Origin of the sequence: Limnohabitans sp., from assembly GCF_046052825.1 — a bacterium.
Classification (GTDB): Bacteria; Pseudomonadota; Gammaproteobacteria; order Burkholderiales; family Burkholderiaceae_C; genus Limnohabitans.
The window spans coordinates 1-18,632 of record NZ_JAVLFP010000096.1 but is presented as its reverse complement, the minus strand read 5'-3'; the positions used below and the strand labels follow the sequence as shown (position 1 = coordinate 18,632).

15 protein-coding genes are annotated in these 18,632 nt (G+C 60.2%); 8 read left to right on the top strand and 7 right to left on the bottom strand.

The window, feature by feature from the left end; all coding sequences use genetic code 11:
• A partial coding sequence (locus ACKWJN_RS15385; protein WP_408598343.1) for a VWA domain-containing protein occupies window positions 1-976 on the top strand: 976 nt, incomplete at its 5' end.
• 58 nt (window positions 977-1,034) lie between these two features.
• Complete coding sequence (bchO, locus tag ACKWJN_RS15380; protein ID WP_408598341.1) at window positions 1,035-1,898, top strand: alpha/beta fold hydrolase BchO; 864 nt, start codon at window positions 1,035-1,037, stop codon at window positions 1,896-1,898.
• Window positions 1,899-1,921: 23 nt separating this feature from the next.
• Here bchO and ACKWJN_RS15375 read toward each other — a convergent pair whose 3' ends face one another.
• The 7 genes from ACKWJN_RS15375 to ACKWJN_RS15345 form a co-directional block, all read right to left on the bottom strand.
• Window positions 1,922-2,755, bottom strand: coding sequence for a B12-binding domain-containing protein (locus ACKWJN_RS15375; RefSeq protein ID WP_408598339.1), 834 nt, complete (start codon window positions 2,753-2,755; stop codon window positions 1,922-1,924).
• A gap of 248 nt (window positions 2,756-3,003) precedes the next feature.
• Complete coding sequence (locus ACKWJN_RS15370; RefSeq protein WP_408598338.1) at window positions 3,004-3,495, bottom strand: TspO/MBR family protein; 492 nt, start codon at window positions 3,493-3,495, stop codon at window positions 3,004-3,006.
• A gap of 70 nt (window positions 3,496-3,565) precedes the next feature.
• Window positions 3,566-4,774, bottom strand: a complete 1,209-nt coding sequence (locus tag ACKWJN_RS15365) for a geranylgeranyl diphosphate reductase (RefSeq protein WP_408598337.1) — start codon at window positions 4,772-4,774, stop codon at window positions 3,566-3,568.
• Complete coding sequence (locus ACKWJN_RS15360) at window positions 4,771-6,126, bottom strand: BCD family MFS transporter (RefSeq protein ID WP_408598335.1); 1,356 nt, start codon at window positions 6,124-6,126, stop codon at window positions 4,771-4,773. Before ACKWJN_RS15360 ends, ACKWJN_RS15365 begins: the two co-directional genes overlap by 4 nt.
• Window positions 6,123-7,058 carry a chlorophyll synthase ChlG gene (gene chlG / locus ACKWJN_RS15355; RefSeq protein ID WP_408598334.1) on the bottom strand — a complete coding sequence of 312 codons (936 nt, stop codon included), beginning with the start codon at window positions 7,056-7,058 and terminating at the stop codon, window positions 6,123-6,125. Before chlG ends, ACKWJN_RS15360 begins: the two co-directional genes overlap by 4 nt.
• A gap of 73 nt (window positions 7,059-7,131) precedes the next feature.
• Complete coding sequence (gene ppsR, locus ACKWJN_RS15350; RefSeq protein WP_408598333.1) at window positions 7,132-8,520, bottom strand: transcriptional regulator PpsR; 1,389 nt, start codon at window positions 8,518-8,520, stop codon at window positions 7,132-7,134.
• A gap of 115 nt (window positions 8,521-8,635) precedes the next feature.
• A complete protein-coding gene (locus tag ACKWJN_RS15345; protein WP_408598331.1) occupies window positions 8,636-9,457 on the bottom strand; it encodes a B12-binding domain-containing protein in 822 nt (273 codons plus the stop codon).
• Between the two features lie 248 nt (window positions 9,458-9,705).
• Between ACKWJN_RS15345 and bchF the strand changes: the two genes are divergently transcribed.
• From bchF to bchM, 6 genes are read left to right on the top strand one after another with little or no spacing between them, the layout of a single operon-like run.
• The gene (gene bchF / locus ACKWJN_RS15340) at window positions 9,706-10,209 is read left to right on the top strand and encodes a 2-vinyl bacteriochlorophyllide hydratase (RefSeq protein ID WP_408598329.1); all 504 of its coding nucleotides are present in this window, start codon (window positions 9,706-9,708) and stop codon (window positions 10,207-10,209) included.
• A complete protein-coding gene (locus ACKWJN_RS15335; protein ID WP_408598328.1) occupies window positions 10,206-11,486 on the top strand; it encodes a ferredoxin:protochlorophyllide reductase (ATP-dependent) subunit N in 1,281 nt (426 codons plus the stop codon). Before bchF ends, ACKWJN_RS15335 begins: the two co-directional genes overlap by 4 nt.
• A 17-nt stretch (window positions 11,487-11,503) precedes the next feature.
• Entirely contained in the window at window positions 11,504-13,120 is a 1,617-nt protein-coding gene (gene bchB / locus ACKWJN_RS15330; RefSeq protein WP_408598326.1) for a ferredoxin:protochlorophyllide reductase (ATP-dependent) subunit B, read from the top strand.
• Window positions 13,095-16,928 (top strand): magnesium chelatase subunit H, encoded by a 3,834-nt coding sequence (locus ACKWJN_RS15325; RefSeq protein ID WP_408598325.1) that lies wholly within the window; start codon window positions 13,095-13,097, stop codon window positions 16,926-16,928. Before bchB ends, ACKWJN_RS15325 begins: the two co-directional genes overlap by 26 nt.
• Window positions 16,925-17,836 carry a ferredoxin:protochlorophyllide reductase (ATP-dependent) iron-sulfur ATP-binding protein gene (gene bchL / locus ACKWJN_RS15320; protein WP_408598323.1) on the top strand — a complete coding sequence of 304 codons (912 nt, stop codon included), beginning with the start codon at window positions 16,925-16,927 and terminating at the stop codon, window positions 17,834-17,836. Before ACKWJN_RS15325 ends, bchL begins: the two co-directional genes overlap by 4 nt.
• A 23-nt stretch (window positions 17,837-17,859) precedes the next feature.
• Window positions 17,860-18,567, top strand: a complete 708-nt coding sequence (bchM, locus tag ACKWJN_RS15315) for a magnesium protoporphyrin IX methyltransferase (protein ID WP_408598322.1) — start codon at window positions 17,860-17,862, stop codon at window positions 18,565-18,567.
• The last annotated feature ends 65 nt before the right edge of the window (window positions 18,568-18,632 follow it).

Genomic DNA, 18,632 nt, shown 5'->3' with positions numbered 1-18,632 from the left:
TCGTCGGCAGCGTCAGATGTGTATAAGAGACAGGTCTGAGGCTTCGCCGCCTGAACCCAGCGCAGAAGACCTGCAAGAGATGATGGTGGCTGCCGCCCTGGCCAGTTTGCCGCCGCACATGCTGGACGCGTTGGTCACGCAGGCAGGCTCAAGGCAAAGCAACACCTCGGGCCGCAGCGGCCAAGCACGCGCAGGCCAACAGCGCGGCAGACCCCTGCCCCCGCGCCCCGGACGACCAGGGGGACACGCGCGCTTGCATGTGCTGGCCACCTTGCGAGCCGCTGCGCCCCGACAACGTTTGCGCCAAGCTGGGCACGTTGCTGCGGACCACAGCGGGGCGGCCGCGCCCACAAAACGAGGCGTGCTCATCCGGGCTGAGGACTTTCACATTCAGCGTTACCAACAACGTTCATCGAGTTGTTTGATCTTGGCGCTTGACGCCTCGGGCTCCGCGGCGCTGCAGCGCCTGGCCGAAGCCAAGGGCGCGGTTGAGCTGCTGCTGCAACAGTCTTACGCGCGCCGAGACAGTGTGTGCATCGTGGCTTTTCGGGGCGCTCAGGCGCAACTGCTGCTGCCTGCCACGCGCTCCTTGGTGCGCGCCAAGCGGGCCATGACGGGTTTGCCTGGCGGCGGGGGCACACCGCTGGCACTGGCACTCAAGATGGCCCATGAACAGGGCTTGCAACTGCAGCGTCAAGGTGTCACGCCCATTCTGGTTGTCCTCAGTGATGGCCGCGCCAATGTCACCTTGCAAGGCCTGGGTGGCCGCCCCCAGGCACTGGCAGATGCGCACATATGGGCCCAGCAATGGCAACTCAGCGGCCACCGCGCCTTGTGGATCGACACCAGCATGCAACCTGACGCGCAAGCTCAGCAACTCGCCGCCACCTTGGGGGCGGACTACCTGCCCATGCCTCACGTACAAGCGCAGCGCATGGCCCAGAGCATGGATCGCTTGCGATCGGTGACAAGCTGATCCTTCACCCCCCGTCCATCCTCCCGTTTTCAACATGTATGAAAGCTTCTACCCTGGCATGTCGTGGGCAGCACACAAGGACACGTGGCCACACGCACAACACAGCCGCTTTGTGCAAGCAGGTGCCATCGACTGGCATGTGCAAATACTAGGGCAAGGCCCTTGCATGCTGCTGCTGCACGGCACCGGCTCCGGCAACTTCAGCTGGCGTGGCCTGCTGCCCTTGTTGGCCGAACATTTCACGGTGATTGCGCCCGATTTGCCCGGACACGCTTTCTCGGGTCGTGGACCTGAAGGCACCCTGTCGCTGCCTGGCATGAGCGAGGGCCTGCGGGCCTTGATGCGACAACTCGACCTCACCCCACAAGTGATCGTGGGCCACTCTGCCGGGGCCGCCATTGCGGCGCACATGGCGCTCAACATCGACAGCATGGCACACAGCACCTTGATCGGGCTCAACCCCGCCTGGTTGCCACTGCATGGTGTGTCCTCGTGGTTGTTTGGTCCTGCCGCCAAACTGGCCCAACTCAACCCGCTGTCGGCCTGGGCCACCGCCAAAATGGCAGCCCAACCCGGTGCCGTGTCACGCTGGATTGAGCGCACCGGCTCCACACTGGATGCGCAAGGCATTGACCTTTACAGCAGCGTGCTCAGGAACTCTGGTCATGTCCATGGGGTGTTGTCGATGATGGCGGCTTGGCGTCTCAAGCCCCTGGCTGCACGTTTGCAGGACTTGCGAAATCCGGTCTACATGGCCATCGCAGGCAACGACCAGACCGTGCCACCCAGCCTTGCCGACGACGCATGCCAACGCATGCCTCACGCACAAAAAATCATTCAAAACGAGCTCGGCCATTTGGCGCACGAACAAGACCCAGTGGGGACAGCGCAATGGATTGCGCGTTGGAGTCTTTCAAGTTGAGGGCTTGAAGGTCAGCACTCCCGTCAACTGCTACGAACCAAACGCTTGACAGCGCCCACGGCTTCTCTGGCATCCGTGAAGATGGCATCGGCCCCCAAGGTCTGAGGACTGAACTCTTTGAGCAAAAAAATCGGGCCTCCAAGCACCACCCGGATTTTGGGATTGCCCGAGTTTTCTTTCAGGTGTTGAATCAATGAGGGCAACGCTTGCAATTGCGCTTCAAGCGCAACCGAAATGCCCACCACATCGAACCACTCATTGGATACCGCACGTAGCAATTCAGATTCGGTGGATGAAATCTCCAGCACCACCTCGGCACCGGCTTTTCTGAAAAAGTCAGCCACGATGGTGAGACCCAAAAAGTGCTGGGACCCCGGGGCACAAACCAGCATGATCCGCTCTGCGTCTCCCTCTTCTCGGGGCCTGGATGGCGACTCGTACCCCAACCGATAAATCGTCTGGTGCATGATCGCTAGACCGCAGGTGACTTGGGTGAAGTCACACAGGTCTTGCTCCCACAAAACACCCAACTGCCGGGCAGCCGGTGTGATCAGTTCCAGAAAAATCCGCTCCTGAGACAAACCATGGGCCATCAAGGCGTCAACGATGCCGTTGGCCTTGAGCGAGTCGCCGTTCAAGCAAGACTGCGTGAACTCTTCGTAGGCAGGTTGCTCCGTCGCAAACTCTGACTCATCCAAAGATTTAGATTGGCCAATGAAGAATTGCTGAACATTCAGCAACCGCGGAATGATCTGCTTTTCGATCACCGCCCGAAGAGATTCTTTGCAATCATCTTCCAGATTTCGAGCAGGTTTGAAATCATTCGATTGACCACCCAAACCATTGAAATCAGACATATATGTCCCTAGCAGCAACTGCGCGTCACCCTGGGGAAGGTGAAAACCGGGGCGTCAATCCGCCAGCGACATAGCATTCCGATCCGCAGCTGCAGGCCCATTTGTAATTTTTTTGTCCTCATCTTTCAAGCATGGCAAACCCTAGACCTGTCCCATCCGTGTCTCCGCAATGCGCCCATCGGCCCTGAGAACAGGTGTTTACGCCCCTCAAACCAGGTGGTAACCCTGATGCCGCAGCAGGTAAAAACTCAGGCAATGCCCGCAAAAGGTCCATTGAGGCGAACCGTTTCAAGGTTCAAGACAGCTGCGATGGAGACCCAGACCCAGTAAGGGAGCACCAACAGACTGGCCAAGCGCGCAATCCGCCACAGCCCCACCATCAATGCCAAGATGGATAGCCAAAGAAAAACCACTTCCACCAGCGCCCAATCCGGGCGTTGTAGCTTGAAATACAACGCACTCCAGACCATGTTGAGCAGGGCATTGGCAACAAATAAGCCCACCACACGACGTTTCAAAGTGACCGTGTCAGCCCGTTGCCAAGCCAACCAAGCACTGATGGCACACAAAGTGAAGATGGTGGTCCAAATCACCCCAAAGACAGGGTCTGGCGGTTTCCAATCGGGTTGCCGCAGCGCAAAGTACCAAGGCCCCAAATCTGTCAAGGCTGCACCCACGCCGGCCGTGGCATAGCTCAAAGCCACAGCGAACGTCAGAGAAATAAAAGCTTGCCGGTTCATCTGCGGTATTTTGATCGGGATTTGCGCCATCCCGATCGGGCCTGGGCCTGGACCTGCGCAGTGCAGGGCATCAGGTTCGCGCCAGCCCTAACAAGTGGGCCATGTCCTTGAAGAAGATGCGTACATGCGCCATCGGATCCTTGCGCGCAAGTTCCTTGTTCATGTACGACTCGAAGGTCAAGCGCTGCACATCGCGGTCCTCACAGATCTTGACGAACTTTTCACGACGACGGTCGCTCTGGTACCAGAAGTACTGCATCACCCCCAAAATCCAAAACACACGCCCGTGCTGCTTCATGAAGCTTTTGCGGCCTTGCTTGAGGTGGGCGCTGTTGCCTGTTTTCAAGGCCTGGTGTGCTGCTTGGGCCACGCGCCTGGCGCAATCCATCGCGTAGTAAATGCCTTCACCCGATGAGGGGGCCACCACACCGGCGGCATCGCCTACGACCACCACATCGCGACCGTTGTCCCATTGAGGCAAAGGTTTGAGTGGGATCGGTGCGCCCTCACGTCGCAAGGTGGGCGCTTGGGTCAGTCCGGCAATTTCTCGCAGCCGCGCGGTGGCACTGCGCAGCGAATACCCTTTGTCGGCACTGCCCATGCCCACACTCATGGTCTTGCCGTGCGGGAACACCCAACCGTAAAAGTCGGGCGAGACCTCGCCTTGGTAGTAGACATCACAGCGCGCGGCGTCATAACCAGGTTGACCCACCGGCGACTCGATGATCTCGTGGTACGCGAACACATATTTGGTTTTGTGCGCATTGGGAATGGCTTGGCGCGCCACTTCCGAGCGGGCACCATCGGCCCCCACCACCATGCGCGTGCTGACTTTGAAAGGCTTGGCAGGTTGGCTGGCTGCATGCTCTTTGGCCGTGACAGGTGTGTAGTAAACCCACAACTGACCGTTTTCATCGTGCTCGATCTTGTCAAAAATCGCCTGGCAGCGCACCACGCCCGATTGCGCAGCGCGCGCGCGCAAGAACTCATCGAACTCATCGCGGTCCACCATGCCCACAAAGCCGTTGTCGATGGGGATATCCACCTTGTTGTCAGCGGGCGAAATCATGCGGGCGCAGCGCACCTTGGCCACCAGCAAATGGTCTGGAATGTCAAAGTCTTGGATCAGGCGCGGCGGAATCGCCCCCCCGCAAGGCTTGGTTCGACCTTGGCGGTCTATCAACAAAACCCGCCAACCTTCACGCACCAAGTCGTGAGCCGCCGTCGCACCCGATGGGCCACCGCCCACCACAACGAAATCGTAATTGGTGTAGTTCATGTGCGAGACCCGCCTTTCAGCAATAAAACCGTATCAAATTGCAAGTGTTCACGTTTTGCCGCACCGTCGCGCAAGCGCAAAGCCAGTGCAGCCGACGCAGCAAACATGAGCGCTTGCATGCCAAACACAGCCGCATAAGCCATGCGTTGTTCGCCCAGGAGGACGTGGGCCAAGTCGCTGGCCGCCGTGCCCAGCAAACCACCCAGGCCAAAGGCTGCGGCTTGGGCAGCACCCCACAAGCCCATGCGCGTGCCTTCACGCCCAGGCCCGCCCTCACCCGCTAAGCGCATCATGGTGGCAATGGCGGCGATTGAAAACGCGCCGTTGGCCACACCCAAAAACACCACATTGGCTTGAAGCGGCCAGCCTTCTGCCATCGCCGCACTGCACAGGCCCACGGTGGCCAAGGCCGACATCAGGCACCCCCCCACCATCCAGGCAGGCACCGTGCCAAGTCGTCCGGCCACCCAACGTGAGCCAGCACCCGCCACAGCCAGCATGCCGATCAACACACCCATGTGGTGCCAACCGGAGAGCTGCGTGGTCTGCCCCGGAGAGAACCCATGTACCGCGCCAGCAAACGGCTCAAGAATCAAATCTTGCGCGCTGTAGGCCAGCATGGACATGAAGACAAAGACCGTGAAGGTGCGGGCTACCGGCTCGCGCCAGACCTCTTGCAAGGCTTGTTTGAAATTTTGTTGTGGCCCTTGCACACTTGCCTCAGGCACAGGCACCGACAGGCCGAGCGCTGGCGTTTTCTCTAGGCCCCACAAACACAGCGCAGTGATCACAGCGGTCAAACCACTCAGAGCTGCGGAGACTTGCAACAACACCTGCGGACTGTAGGGATCGATCAACTTGCCCACCACACCGGCCGTGACGGCAAAGCCCAAAATCATCATCATCCAGACCGCGGTCGCAGCGGGTGCACGCCGATCTTCGGGCACTTGCTTGGCCATCAACGCCAGCAGGGACGTGCCACAAGCACTGACGCCCAGACCGATCAGGCTGAACGACAGCAAGGCCAGCAAGGTGCCATACACAGGTTGCTTGGCCATCCAGACCGTGGCCGCAGCAGCCATCACGCCGCCCACACCCAGCACCAGCATGCCGCCCATCATCCAGGGGGTGCAGCGCCGGCCTTTGTCGGCCCCAAAGCCCATGCGCGGACGCACCATTTGAACGGCGTAATGCCAAGCCACCAAAAAACCAGGCAACACAGCGGGAAGCGCCAACTCCACCACCATGATGCGGTTCAGCGTGGACGTGGTCACCACCACCACCGCACCCAAGCAGGCCTGAATCAGACCCAAGCGGACGATCTGGAACCAACCAAAACCAGAAGTGCTCATGTGGCCTCCAAGAGTTGTTGCAAGGGCTGTAATTGCCGCAGACCCCAAGCGCTGACCATCATTCCGGTGACAAACATCGGCACGCCAAAGGCGCTGACATGCAAGGCCCGCTCAACGGGGTGTTGTAAAAATTTCACCATCAGTGGCCACTGCGCCAGGGTCAGCACCAGCACTGCGGTGGCGTGCCAAGGCAATTGCCAAAAAGCCAACAGCATCACCACAGCCAACTGCGCCATCACCATCAGCCAACAGGCCACCCGTGCGGCGCCCTTGGCGCCCAGCTGTGCAGGCAGTGAAGCAATGCCCATGCGCAGATCACCTTCAATGGCCTTGAAATCATTGAGCGTCATGATGCCGTGCGCCCCCACGCTGTAAAGCAACGCCAGCGCCAAAGAATGCGGCCCTGGCCAAGCCCCCCCCAGCATCACAGCCGTCCCCGTCAACCAAGCCAACCCTTCGTAGCTCAGCCCACAGGCAGCATTGCCCCACCAGCCATTTTTTTTCAATCGAAGGGGAGGCGCGCTGTAGGCCCAGGACAAAGCGATCGCCAGCCCGCAAGCCGCAAAGCCCCATGGCCCCATGAGCGTGGCCCAGAGCAAGGACAGCAAAGTCCAACCCACCGCAATCCCCAAGCCCCAGCGACCGGGCATGCGACCCGACGGTATGGGGCGATGGGGCTCATTGATGGCGTCGACGTGGCGGTCAAACCAGTCGTTGACGGCTTGACTGCTGGCACACACCAAAGGGCCCGTGAGAACCAACCCAAGAAGCAACAGCCCCCAATGCGCACCGATGTCCTGACCCGACGCCACCACACCGCAGGCAAAAGCCCACATGGGCGGAAACCAGGTGATGGGTTTGAGGAGCTCGGCCACCGTGCCCAGCGCAGGACGTTTGCGAGGCGGGTTCAAAGCGATGGGCGGGGTGTTCATACCCGCATTGTGATGAAGCGCCCTCAAATGTCAACTAGGGTTGACACCAAATATAAATTTAAATTGACACCATTCAGGAATTGTCAACTTCAGCCTCAGCAACCATGCCAAACCGGCGCAGCTTGACATAAAGACTTTGACGCGACAAGCCCAGCATTTCTGCCGCAGAAGCCCGGTTGTTGTGGGTCAACTCCAGCGCCGTTTCAATGCACATGCGCTCAATCGTATCCACGGTTTCACCGACGATGTCTTTGATGGGGCGACGCCCCACCAACTGTGACAAGTCGGCAAACGGATGGGCCTGATTTTGCGACGTTGACGCAGTTGCTTGCAGCCTGCGGTGCATGTCGCGCACAAAGAAGACGTACATCGGCTCGGGCTGCGCGAGGCTGATGGCCGAGACCTCGACGGGCAACGTCATGCCGGAGAGGGTTCGCACCTCGGTGGCGAAATTACGCACGGGCAGTTGCTGACGCAAGCTGGTTTGGAGCACACCCCAATCGACCGCCCCACGCAACAGCCAGCGCTCCATGTTCTGACCCACCACCTGAGAAGATGCCGTCAAACCAAGCAAGGCCATGCCTTCTTCATTGACGCTTTTGATCGCACCTGTGTTGTCGGTCAGCAGCCAACCGTCTGGAAAATGCGCCATCGCTTCACTGAGTGCAATCGATGAATGAGGGTCATGACGCGGCTCCACCACAGCCTCGCGACTGACCAAGCGCACCAGAAACTGCGCTCCGCCCTCTTGCCTGAACACCGTGGCAGAAACCGTCCAAGGCGCGCTCAAACCTGCCACGCGGGCAGCGCACATCTCGATACGCCCCGTGGCCAAAGCCATGCGCAGCAGAGACTGCACGTCAGACTGACTTTCGCCATCAAAACATTCGCGCACATCGCGCCCCACCAAACGCTTGCCCGCATCTTTGAGCAGCGATTGGGCACCCAGGTTGGCTTCCAACACCCGCTGTGTGCTGGCGTCGACCACCAACACCGCTTCAGGCGAGGTGTCAAACAAAACGCGGTAGCGGGCCTCAATGTGGCGCAAGCGCAAATAGTCCCTCTCCATCGACTGTTGCGTTTCCACCAAGCGGCGCTGTAACTCAGCCAAGCTCTCCAAGTCACGGCCCATGGCCAGCAATTTGCCCGCGCCCAATGGCAACACCACGTACTGCAAGGCCACTTCGCTGCCCAAGGGTGTGAGGTGGTTGACATGGCGCCAGCGCATCAGGTCGGGGGCCCCTTGCGACTTGAGCATGTCTTGAATTTTGATCCTGCTTTCGCTGGTGACGGTGTCCATCCAGCGCCGACCGATCCAAGTCTGACACCCCAGCGAAGCCAACTTGTCTTGCCCTGTGGAGACGTCTTCAATCACCCCCTGAGCATCCATCACCAAGGTGACATCTGACACAACCCCCAGCAATTGGGAGAAGGTGGACGAGTCCAAAGTCGGAAGCTTCATGTTGTAAACCAAGGGTGTTTAAGAATCAAAAAGTTGACACTTAAATTTGTCATGTCAGTATACGACTCATCAAGATCAACTTAGCGACAAATTCTGTCAAGTGTGTGTCGTGCATTCACTCGGCCCTGACACCATCGGTCTGAACGGGCTTGGCTGACATGCTTTGTGTGATCCTTTGAACCGTTGCAATGGCATCGAGTGCCACCACCTCGGCGGGTATACCTGCCAGCTTTGAAGGATCCAGCAGTGCCATGGGGCCACCCACAAAAAGACGCACATTCAAATTGACCGAACTTCCCTTGAGTTGCGTCAGCACCGTCCCAAGGGTTTCGATATGTCGGTCGGAACTGACCGACACCCCCACCGCGTCAAACCAATCTGCCTGCCACAGTCGCTTGAACTCAGCCACGTCCTGAGGCACGCCTAGGGTCACCGCCCAGCCAGCTTGTTTGAAAAACTCGCTGAGCATGAACAGCCCCATGCTGTGCTGGGCAGCTGGCTCAGTCATCAACAGCAAGCTCCACCCATTGCGTGGCTGTGGGGCCTCCTGCAAAAACTCCGCGCTGAAGTCATACAAAAGCTGCTGCAAATGCGTTGACACGATGGTGGTCATGCCGAAATCCAACCGATCCGCACTCCACCACTCGCCGACCAAACGTGCACAAGGCGCAATGCCACGCACATAGATATCGGCCAGCGACTGCCCCTGCCTTTGCCAACCAAAAACCACCTGCCTCGCAGCATCTAGCCCTTGTAAGCAAGCCTGCGCCAGGATCTGAACCTGCACCGAGTCCAAGCCAGACTTACCGATGAATGTTGTGCCCCCGACGAGGCGTGGGCCCACAGGTTGCCCCAGCCGCAAAGCCTGCGGCATCAGGGTGGCCTGGCCAACCGCCTGAGACGGGGTTTGGATTTTGTCCGTATTGAATTGCGCCATCGCACCTACCCATCATCAAATTGAAACACCAACGGCAGCACGCGCCACACATCAGCGCGCTTGACGCAAGAGCTGCATCGAACGGCGGCACACACGCCACAGCACAACACAGAACAGAGTGTGATGAGATTCCCGTGACTTTTCTTAAGTGTAAACCCTAGATAACACAATTAATGTCAATTGATGTTGACACATCGCAACTCTGGACTTACATTCATTCAAAACATAACCCCTCGAGAAGGTTCTACATGCTCTCACCCGACACCCAGCTTTTGTACACGCCAGCGCAGCGCGCTCGGCGTGATGCGACAGCTTGGACCTGGGTGCAGGGCGTGTTGGCACCCGTGCAATTTTTGGTTTTTCTCATCAGCCTTTACTTGGTAGTGCAAAGCCTGCAAACCGGCGAACACACCGATTGGGCGTTGGGTTCGGTGGTGATCAAGACCTTGGTGCTCTACGCCATCATGATCACCGGCGCCATTTGGGAAAAAGTGGTCTTTGGCCAATACCTGTTTGCCCCTGCTTTTTTCTGGGAAGACGTGGTCAGCATGGTCGTCTTGGCACTTCACACCGCGTACCTGTGGGTCTGGTGGCAAGGACTGTGGAGCCCCAACGACCAATTGTTGCTGGCACTGGCCGCCTACCTGACCTATGGCACCAACGCCGCGCAATACATCCGCAAGTTGCGCATGGCGCGGCTGCAAAAAACCAACCCCATTTCATCCTTGACGGGTGCACAGGTGAACACATGAGCAGTGTCATTCCAATTCGAGCCGAAACCTCTGGCTGTGCCGACGTCATCCCACTTGTGGAACGCGGTCAGCGTGAAGTCTTTTGCGGTCTCACTGGCATCATTTGGTTGCATCGAAAAATCCAAGATGCTTTCTTCTTGGTGGTCGGCTCGCGCACCTGCGCACATCTGATTCAGTCGGCTGCGGGTGTGATGATTTTTGCTGAACCGCGCTTTGGCACAGCCATCATCGATGAGCGTGACCTCGCAGGCCTGGCCGATGTGCACGATGAACTCGACCGGGTGGTCAGCCAACTGCTGGCACGCCGCCCTGACATCCGCTTGTTGTTTCTGGTGGGTTCTTGCCCGTCGGAGGTGATCAAGCTCGACCTGTCGCGTGCCGCTGAACGGCAAAATCAAATCCACCATCCCGCAGTGCGTGTGCTGAACTACTCGGGCAGTGGCATCGAAACCACCTTCACCCAAGGCGAAGACGCTTGCCTGGCCGCCATGGTGCCCGGCTTGCCCGTCTCCAGCGCCACAGCGCCTGCGCTGATGGTGGTTGGCACCCTGGCCGATGTGGTCGAAGACCAACTGCGCAGCCTGATCGAGCGCATGGGCTTGCAAGTCAACTTTTTCCCGCCACGCAACAGCCAAGCCATGCCAGCGGTGGGGGCCAACACCCGTTTCTTGTTGGCCCAGCCCTTTTTGGCTGACACCGCGCGGGCTTTGCAATCCCGCGGCGCGCAACACCTGCCAGCCCCTTTCCCGCTCGGCGTCGAAGGCACCACGGCTTGGCTGCAAGCCGCAGCCAGTGCATTTGGCGTCGCCCCTGAGGTGTTTGAAAGTGCCACTGCCGCGCCGCGCCAACGGGCCGAAAAAGCCTTGGCTGTTCAACGCCAAATGTTGCAAGGACAACGCATCTTTTTCTTTCCCGACTCACAACTCGAAATTCCACTGGCGCGCTTCGTGCACCGCGAACTGGGCATGGACTTGGTCGAAGTCGGCACGCCTTATTTGCACCGCCAACACATGGCGCCTGAGTTGGCTTGGCTCCCCCAAGGCACCCGCATCAGCGAAGGCCAAGATGTGGACCGCCAACTCGAACGCTGCCTGGCCGACGCGCCCGATCTGGTGGTGTGCGGCTTAGGACTGGCCAACCCCTTGGAAGCCGAGGGCATCACCACCAAGTGGGCCATCGAATTGGTCTTCACGCCCATTCAGGGTTACGAACAAGCCGCCGATCTGGCCGGCCTGTTCAGCCGCCCACTCAAACGCCGCATGAAGCTGGCCGCCTGAAAGCGCAGGAACACACCATGCAATTGACGCTCTGGACTTACGAAGGACCGCCCCACGTTGGCGCCATGCGCGTGGCCACTGCCATGCGCGATGTGCACTACGTGCTGCACGCGCCGCAGGGCGACACCTACGCCGACTTGTTGTTCACCATGATTGAGCGGCTGCCACGTCGCCCACCCGTGACCTACACCACCTTTCAAGCGCGCGATCTTGGGGGTGACACCGCCGAGCTCTTCAAAGACGCAGCACGGCAGGCCGTGGCACGTTTCAAGCCCGCCGCCATGCTGGTCGGTTCATCGTGCACCGCCGAGCTGATTCAAGACGACCCGGGTGGCTTGGCCCAAGCGCTGCAACTGCCCATCCCCGTGGTGGCACTGGAGCTGCCGTCTTACCAACGCAAAGAGAACTGGGGCGCCAGCGAGACTTTTTACCAGCTCTGCCGACACTTGGTGCACAAGCCCACCGAGCGTCAGCCCAAGGCCCGCCCGACTTGCAACATCCTGGGCCCCAGCGCTCTGGGATTTCGCCACCGCGACGATGTCAAAGAAATCACCCAACTGTTGAACCAACTGGGCGTTGACGTGGCCGTGGTGGCGCCGCTCAATGCCTGCGTGGCCGACATCCAAAAGCTGGCTGACGCCGATTTCAACGTGGTCCTCTACCCCGAAATCGGCTTGAGTGCCGCGCAGTGGTTGCAGCGCCAGTTTGACCAGCCCTTCACCAAAACCGTGCCCTTGGGCAGCCGTGCCACCCGCGACTTCATCGCCGAGGTCTGCGCGCTCACCGGCTTGACTCAGCCTGCACAAGACCCCGACAACGCACATGCCACGTGGTACGCCAAGTCGGTCGATTCGACTTATCTGACCGGCAAGCGCGTGTACATCTTCGGCGACGCCACGCATGCGGTGGCAGCAGCGCGCATCGCCAGCCAAGAAATGGGCTTTGAGGTGGTGGGTTTGGGCACCTACAGCCGCGAATTCGCCCGCGAGGTGCGCGACTGCGCCAAAGGTCTGGGCATCGAAGCGCTGATCACCGACGACTACCTTGAAGTGGAAGACCAAATCCAGGCGCTGCAACCCGAGTTGATTTTGGGCACGCAAATGGAACGCCACATCGCCAAACGCCAGGGCATTCCGTGTGCGGTGATTTCAGCGCCTGTTCATGTGCAAGACTTCCCGGCCCGCTACGCCCCGCAAATGGGTTTCGAAGGTGCCAATGTGCTGTTTGACACCTGGGTGCATCCGCTGATGATGGGCCTGGAAGAACACCTGATCGGCATGTTCCGCGAAGACTTTGAGTTCCACGCTGGCGCCGCCCCTTCTCACCTTGGCAGCACCCGACCTGCAGCGGACATCAGTCCACCCCTCCCCGCGCCACCACAGGCTCACACGGCGGTGACACCGATCCCATCCAGCGCGCCCCCTCTGTCCGGCACGTCTGCAAATCTTCTCACCACCCAAGCGGCTTCGAACCAAGCCACTTGGAGCATTGAAGCTGAGAAGGAACTCGGCAAGATTCCGTTCTTTGTGCGCGGCAAAGCACGTCGCAACACCGAACGATTTGCCCAAGACCTGGGTGTTGCAACCATCACCGTGGAGACGCTCTACGATGCCAAAGCCCATTACAGCCGCTAAACAGGCCCCAGCCAACACACCACGCATGAACGTGGTGTTGTTGACCATGGACAACCATTTGGCCAGCGCCGCCCAACATGCCGCAGAGCGGCTGGCCACAGACGTGCCGGGCCTGCAGCTGCAAATGCACAGCGCATCGGCCTGGCGGGACAGTGACAACGCCCTGGCCGCGTGCCTGAGCGCCATTGCGCAAGCCGACATCGTCATCGTCACCATGTTGTTCATGGAAGACCATTTCCTGCCTGTGCTCGACGCCCTGCAGGCGCGCCGCGCCGCTTGCGATGCGATGGTCTGCATCATGTCGGCACCGCAGGTCACGCAACTCACACGCATGGGCAAACTGATCATGGGCCGCGAGTCCAGCGGTCTGATGGCCTTGCTCAAAAAACTGCGCCCCAGCGCCAAAAACCCAGACACGGGCGAAGACAAAGGCGCGCCCTCGAACGCAGGGGCCAAGCAAATGGCCATGCTGCGCCGCCTGCCCAAGCTGCTGCGCTTCATCCCGGGCACAGCACAGGATTTACGCCTGTTCTTTTTGACCATGCGCTATTGGCTGGCGGGCTCTGAACACAACATTGAAAACCTGGTCAAAACCCTGGTGCACCGGTATGCCCAAGGACCACGCGAGCCTTTGCGCGCTCTGGCCCTGCCCGAAGACCCGATCGAATACCCCGAGGTGGGCCTGTACCACCCTCAGATGAAAAATCGCATCAGCGAGCACCTGAGCGACTTGCCCGGCCATGGTCGCAAAGACCAGCCTGCCGTGGGCCTGTTGTTGTTGCGCTCTTACCTGCTGGCCGGCAACACCGCGCATTACGACGCCGTCATCACCTCGCTCCAAGCACGTGGTCTGCGCGTGATTCCTGCCTTTGCCAGTGGTTTGGATGCGCGCCCCGCCATGGACCGCTTTTTCAAGCAAAGCGGTCACTCCAATATCCAGTCGCTCGTCTCACTCACAGGCTTCTCATTGGTCGGAGGCCCTGCCTACAACGACGCCAGCGCCGCCGAAGTGGCTTTGAGCGAACTCGATGTGCCCTACATCGCCGCACACCCGCTGGAGTTCCAGTCCATCGAACAATGGGGCGGCTCCACACGCGGCCTGCTGCCCGTGGAAAACACCATCATGGTGGCCATTCCTGAACTCGACGGCTCCATCTTGCCCATGGTCTACGGCGGACGCCCGGGCCCTGCCGGACAAACCTGCACCGGCTGCGACAAACACTGCACCTTCCCCAGCGGCCCACGCAGCCAAGACATGTTCACCTGCACCGAGCGCACCGACATGCTCAGTTCACGCGTGGCGCGCTTGGTGGGCCTGCGCAACAAGCCGCGTGCAGAGCGCAAACTGGCCATCGTGCTGTTCAACTTCCCGCCCAATGCGGGCAGCGTGGGCACAGCCGCGTATTTGTCGGTGTTCCAGTCGCTCTTCAACACCTTGCAGCGCCTGTCGGTCGAAGGCTACCAGGTCGACTTGCCCGACAGCGTGGACGACTTGCGCGAGCGCTTGCTGCAAGGCAACGCCAGCCAATACGGCACCCAAGCCAATGTGCTGCATGCCATGGACACCGCTCAGCATGTGCGCCACGAACGCTGGCTGTCAGAGATCGAAGCCCAGTGGGGCCCGGCGCCCGGCAAGCACCTGACCAACGGGCAGTCGCTGTTCATCTTGGGCGCGGCCTTTGGTCAAGTGGTGGTCACCGTGCAACCGGGCTTTGGCTATGAAGGCGACCCGATGCGCTTGTTGTTTGAAACCGGCTGCGCCCCGACCCATGCCTTCAGCGCGTTTTACCGCTACCTGCGCGACGACTATGCCGCCGATGCGGTGCTGCACTTTGGCACCCACGGTGCCCTCGAATTCATGCCCGGCAAACAAACTGGCTTGTCGGCCCAATGCTGGCCCGACCGCCTGATTGGCGCCCTGCCCAATGTGTACCTGTATGCCGCCAACAACCCGTCTGAGGGCGCACTGGCCAAGCGCCGGGGCGCCGCCACCTTGGTCAGCTACCTCACACCGTCGCTGACCCATTCAGGCCTGTACAAAGAACTCGTCAACCTGCAACAGTCCATCGAGCGTTGGCAACAAATGGGCCCCGATCAGGCCCAAGACCGCAGCAGCCTCGTCGAGCTGATCCATGCACAAGCCCAGGGCATCGACCTGGCTGTACCCGCCGACTTCAACCCAGCATCAGACACTGACAACGCCCACTGGATTGAGTCGCTGCAACACCAATTGCTGGAGCTTGAATACGCCCTCATCCCCGAGGGACTGCACGTCATGGGCCAAGCGCCCACCCGCACCCAGCGGCTGCAAACCCTCAAGGTCATGGCAGACGCCATGGGCTTGACACAACACGACAGCCACAGCGACTTGATGGAGGCTTTGGTCGACGGGGCCAGCGAAGCCGAGCTCAGCGCCCGCCTGTCCACCCATGACACCGCGCAAGCCGAGTCATTGCGCCAACTGGTGCGCACCAACCGACTGCTGGGCGAAGACCACGAAATGCAAGGCCTCATGCGTGCGCTGGACGGCCGCTACTTGCAGCCTGCACCCGGCGGCGACCTGATTCGCAACCCCGATGTGTTGCCCACCGGACGCAACCTCCATGGCCTGGACCCGTTTCGCATGCCCTCGGCCTTTGCTGTGCTCGACGGCCAGCGTCAGGCCGACAAACTGCTGGCCCGCTATGCACAAGACCACCAAGCCCTGCCAGAGACCGTGGCCATGGTGCTGTGGGGCACCGACAACCTCAAGACCGAAGGCGGCCCATTGGCCCAAGCCTTGGCCTTGATGGGCGCAGCACCGCGCTTTGACAGCTACGGTCGTTTGGCCGGGGCCAGCCTGGTACCGCTGGCCCAGCTCGGACGCCCCCGCATTGACGTGGTCATCACCCTCTCGGGCATCTTCCGCGACCTGCTGCCCATGCAAATCCGCCTGCTGGCCGAAGCCTCTTTTCTCGCCGCCAGTGCTGACGAACCTGCTGAGCAAAACTTCATCCGCAAGCATGCGCTGGCCTTCATGGCTGAGCACGAAAGCAGCACGCTGGAATGTGCCTCGCTGCGCGTGTTCGGCAACACTGAAGGGGCCTATGGCACCAACATCAACCACCTGATCGACAGCAGTTGCTGGGACAACGAAAACGAACTGGGCGACGCCTTCACCCAACGCAAAGGCTTTGCCTACGGCCGTGAAGGCCGTCCGGTGCGCAACACCGCCGTGCTGCAAAGCGCCTTGGCCAGCGTGTCGCTGACCTACCAAAACCTGGACTCGGTGGAGCTGGGCGTGACCAGCATCGACACCTACTTTGACACCCTGGGTGGCATCAGCCGCGCAGTGCTGCAAGCCAAACACCAGCGTGACGGCAACGCTGCCGAAGCCCCACCGGTCTTCATTGGCGACCAAACCCAAGGCGAGGGCGTGGTGCGCAGCCTGACCGAACAAGTGGCCCTCGAAACCCGCAGCCGCATGCTCAACCCCAAGTGGCACGAAAGCATGTTGCAACACGGCTACGAAGGCGTTCGCCAAATCGAAGCCCACCTCACCAACACCATGGGTTGGTCCGCCACCACCGGACAGGTTCAGCCTTGGGTCTACCAACAACTGGCCCAAACCTTTGTGCTCGACCCGGCCATGCGCGAACGCATGGCCCAGCTCAACCCCACCGCCTCGGTCAAATTGGCCAACCGCTTGGTGGAAGCCACCCGCCGCCAGTACTGGCAACCCGACGCCGAAACCTTGTCCGCCTTGCTGCGGGCGGGTGAAGAACTTGAAGACCGCCTTGAAGGCATACATGAAGGACTCCCAGCATGATCGAAACCACCAGCATTCCGGTGCAGAGCATCCAGCGCAGCCGAGGAGCCGACGGTGAAGGCAGCGTACAGGTCCAAATGGACCCGTCCGTCAAGATTGGCAACGCCAAGGTCTTCGCCATTTATGGCAAGGGGGGCATTGGCAAAAGCACCACCTCGTCCAACCTGTCGGTGGCGTTCAGCAAATTGGGCAAGCGGGTGCTGCAAATCGGCTGCGACCCCAAGCACGACTCCACGTTCACGCTGACCAAAAAGCTCATGCCCACGGTGATCGATGCGCTCGAAACTGTGGACTTCCATGCCGAAGAGTTGCGCCTCGATGACTTCGTCTTCAAGGGCTACAACGGCGTCATGTGTGTCGAAGCCGGTGGCCCGCCCGCAGGCACCGGCTGTGGCGGCTATGTGGTGGGCCAAACCGTCAAGCTGCTCAAAGAACACCACCTGCTCGAAGACACCGATGTGGTGATCTTTGACGTGTTGGGCGATGTGGTCTGCGGCGGCTTTGCCGCACCGCTGCAACACGCCGACCGCGCCTTGATCGTGACCGCCAACGACTTTGACTCGATCTTCGCCATGAACCGCATCGTCCAAGCCATTGGTGCCAAAGCCAAAAACTACAACGTGCGCTTGGGCGGTGTGATCGCCAACCGCAGCGACGCCACCGACCAAATCGACAAATACAACGCCGTGGTGGGCCTCAAAACCATGGCGCACTTTCCCATGCTCGACGAAATCCGCAAAAGCCGTCTCAAAAAGTGCACGCTGTTCGAGCTTGAGTCCAGCCCTGCCGTTCAAGCGGTGCAAGACGAGTACATGCGCTTGGCCGCCTCGCTGTGGCTGGGTTCAGACCCCCTGCCCTCGGTGCCCATGAAAGACCGCGACATTTTTGACCTGCTGGGTTTTGATTGATCTTCAAACCTGAGAACCAAGCCATGAACACCACCGCCTACGAACAACGCCGCAGCCAAATCGAACACTACTTCGACCGCACAGCCGCCGACGCCTGGGCCCGCCTGACCTCGAATGAGCCGGTGGGGCGCATCCGCGCCACCGTGCGCGCCGGGCGCGACACCATGCGCGAAACGCTGCTGTCGTGGTTGCCGCAAGACATGCACGGCCTGCGTGTGCTCGATGCCGGTTGCGGCACTGGGGCACTGGCCTTGCAAGCCGCGCTGCGCGGTGCCGAGGTGGTGGCGATTGACCTGTCGCCCACGCTGGTCAAACTGGCCGCCGAACGCATGGCCGCAGAGCACCCTCGCCTGCCTGGTTCGGTGCAGTTTTTGTCGGGCGACATGCTCAGTCCTGACTTGGGCGAGTTTGACCATGTGGTGTGCATGGACTCGCTCATCCACTACGACAGCGAGCACATTGCCCAAGCGCTGGCCGGCTTGGCACAACGCACACGCACCTCGATGGCCTTCACCTTCGCGCCACGCACGCCACTGCTGGCCTTGATGCACAGCGCGGGCCGCTTGTTTCCGCGCAGCGACCGCTCGCCCTCGCTCTCTCCCGTCGCGCATGCCGACCTGCTGCGGCGTATGCAGTCGCAAAGTCATTTGCGGCCCTGGACAGACGCGCGCATGCAGCGTGTGGCGCGGGGCTTTTACACCTCCCAGGCTTGGGAGTGGACACGCGCATGAAACTGCACATCCCGGTCCCTCGCTGGCTGACGGCTTATGGCACGCGCTTCATGCCGTTTGCCGAT

Bases quoted from the DNA above. Each gene is read 5' to 3' on its own strand.
- bchO (WP_408598341.1), top strand. From the start codon at position 1,035: ATGTCGTGGGCAGCACACAAGGACACGTGGCCACACGCACAACACAGC.
- ACKWJN_RS15375 (WP_408598339.1), bottom strand. From the start codon at position 2,755: ATGTCTGATTTCAATGGTTTGGGTGGTCAATCGAATGATTTCAAACCT.
- ACKWJN_RS15370 (WP_408598338.1), bottom strand. From the start codon at position 3,495: ATGAACCGGCAAGCTTTTATTTCTCTGACGTTCGCTGTGGCTTTGAGC.
- ACKWJN_RS15365 (WP_408598337.1), bottom strand. From the start codon at position 4,774: ATGAACTACACCAATTACGATTTCGTTGTGGTGGGCGGTGGCCCATCG.
- ACKWJN_RS15360 (WP_408598335.1), bottom strand. From the start codon at position 6,126: ATGAGCACTTCTGGTTTTGGTTGGTTCCAGATCGTCCGCTTGGGTCTG.
- chlG (WP_408598334.1), bottom strand. From the start codon at position 7,058: ATGAACACCCCGCCCATCGCTTTGAACCCGCCTCGCAAACGTCCTGCG.
- ppsR (WP_408598333.1), bottom strand. From the start codon at position 8,520: ATGAAGCTTCCGACTTTGGACTCGTCCACCTTCTCCCAATTGCTGGGG.
- ACKWJN_RS15345 (WP_408598331.1), bottom strand. From the start codon at position 9,457: ATGGCGCAATTCAATACGGACAAAATCCAAACCCCGTCTCAGGCGGTT.
- bchF (WP_408598329.1), top strand. From the start codon at position 9,706: ATGCTCTCACCCGACACCCAGCTTTTGTACACGCCAGCGCAGCGCGCT.
- ACKWJN_RS15335 (WP_408598328.1), top strand. From the start codon at position 10,206: ATGAGCAGTGTCATTCCAATTCGAGCCGAAACCTCTGGCTGTGCCGAC.
- bchB (WP_408598326.1), top strand. From the start codon at position 11,504: ATGCAATTGACGCTCTGGACTTACGAAGGACCGCCCCACGTTGGCGCC.
- ACKWJN_RS15325 (WP_408598325.1), top strand. From the start codon at position 13,095: ATGCCAAAGCCCATTACAGCCGCTAAACAGGCCCCAGCCAACACACCA.
- bchL (WP_408598323.1), top strand. From the start codon at position 16,925: ATGATCGAAACCACCAGCATTCCGGTGCAGAGCATCCAGCGCAGCCGA.
- bchM (WP_408598322.1), top strand. From the start codon at position 17,860: ATGAACACCACCGCCTACGAACAACGCCGCAGCCAAATCGAACACTAC.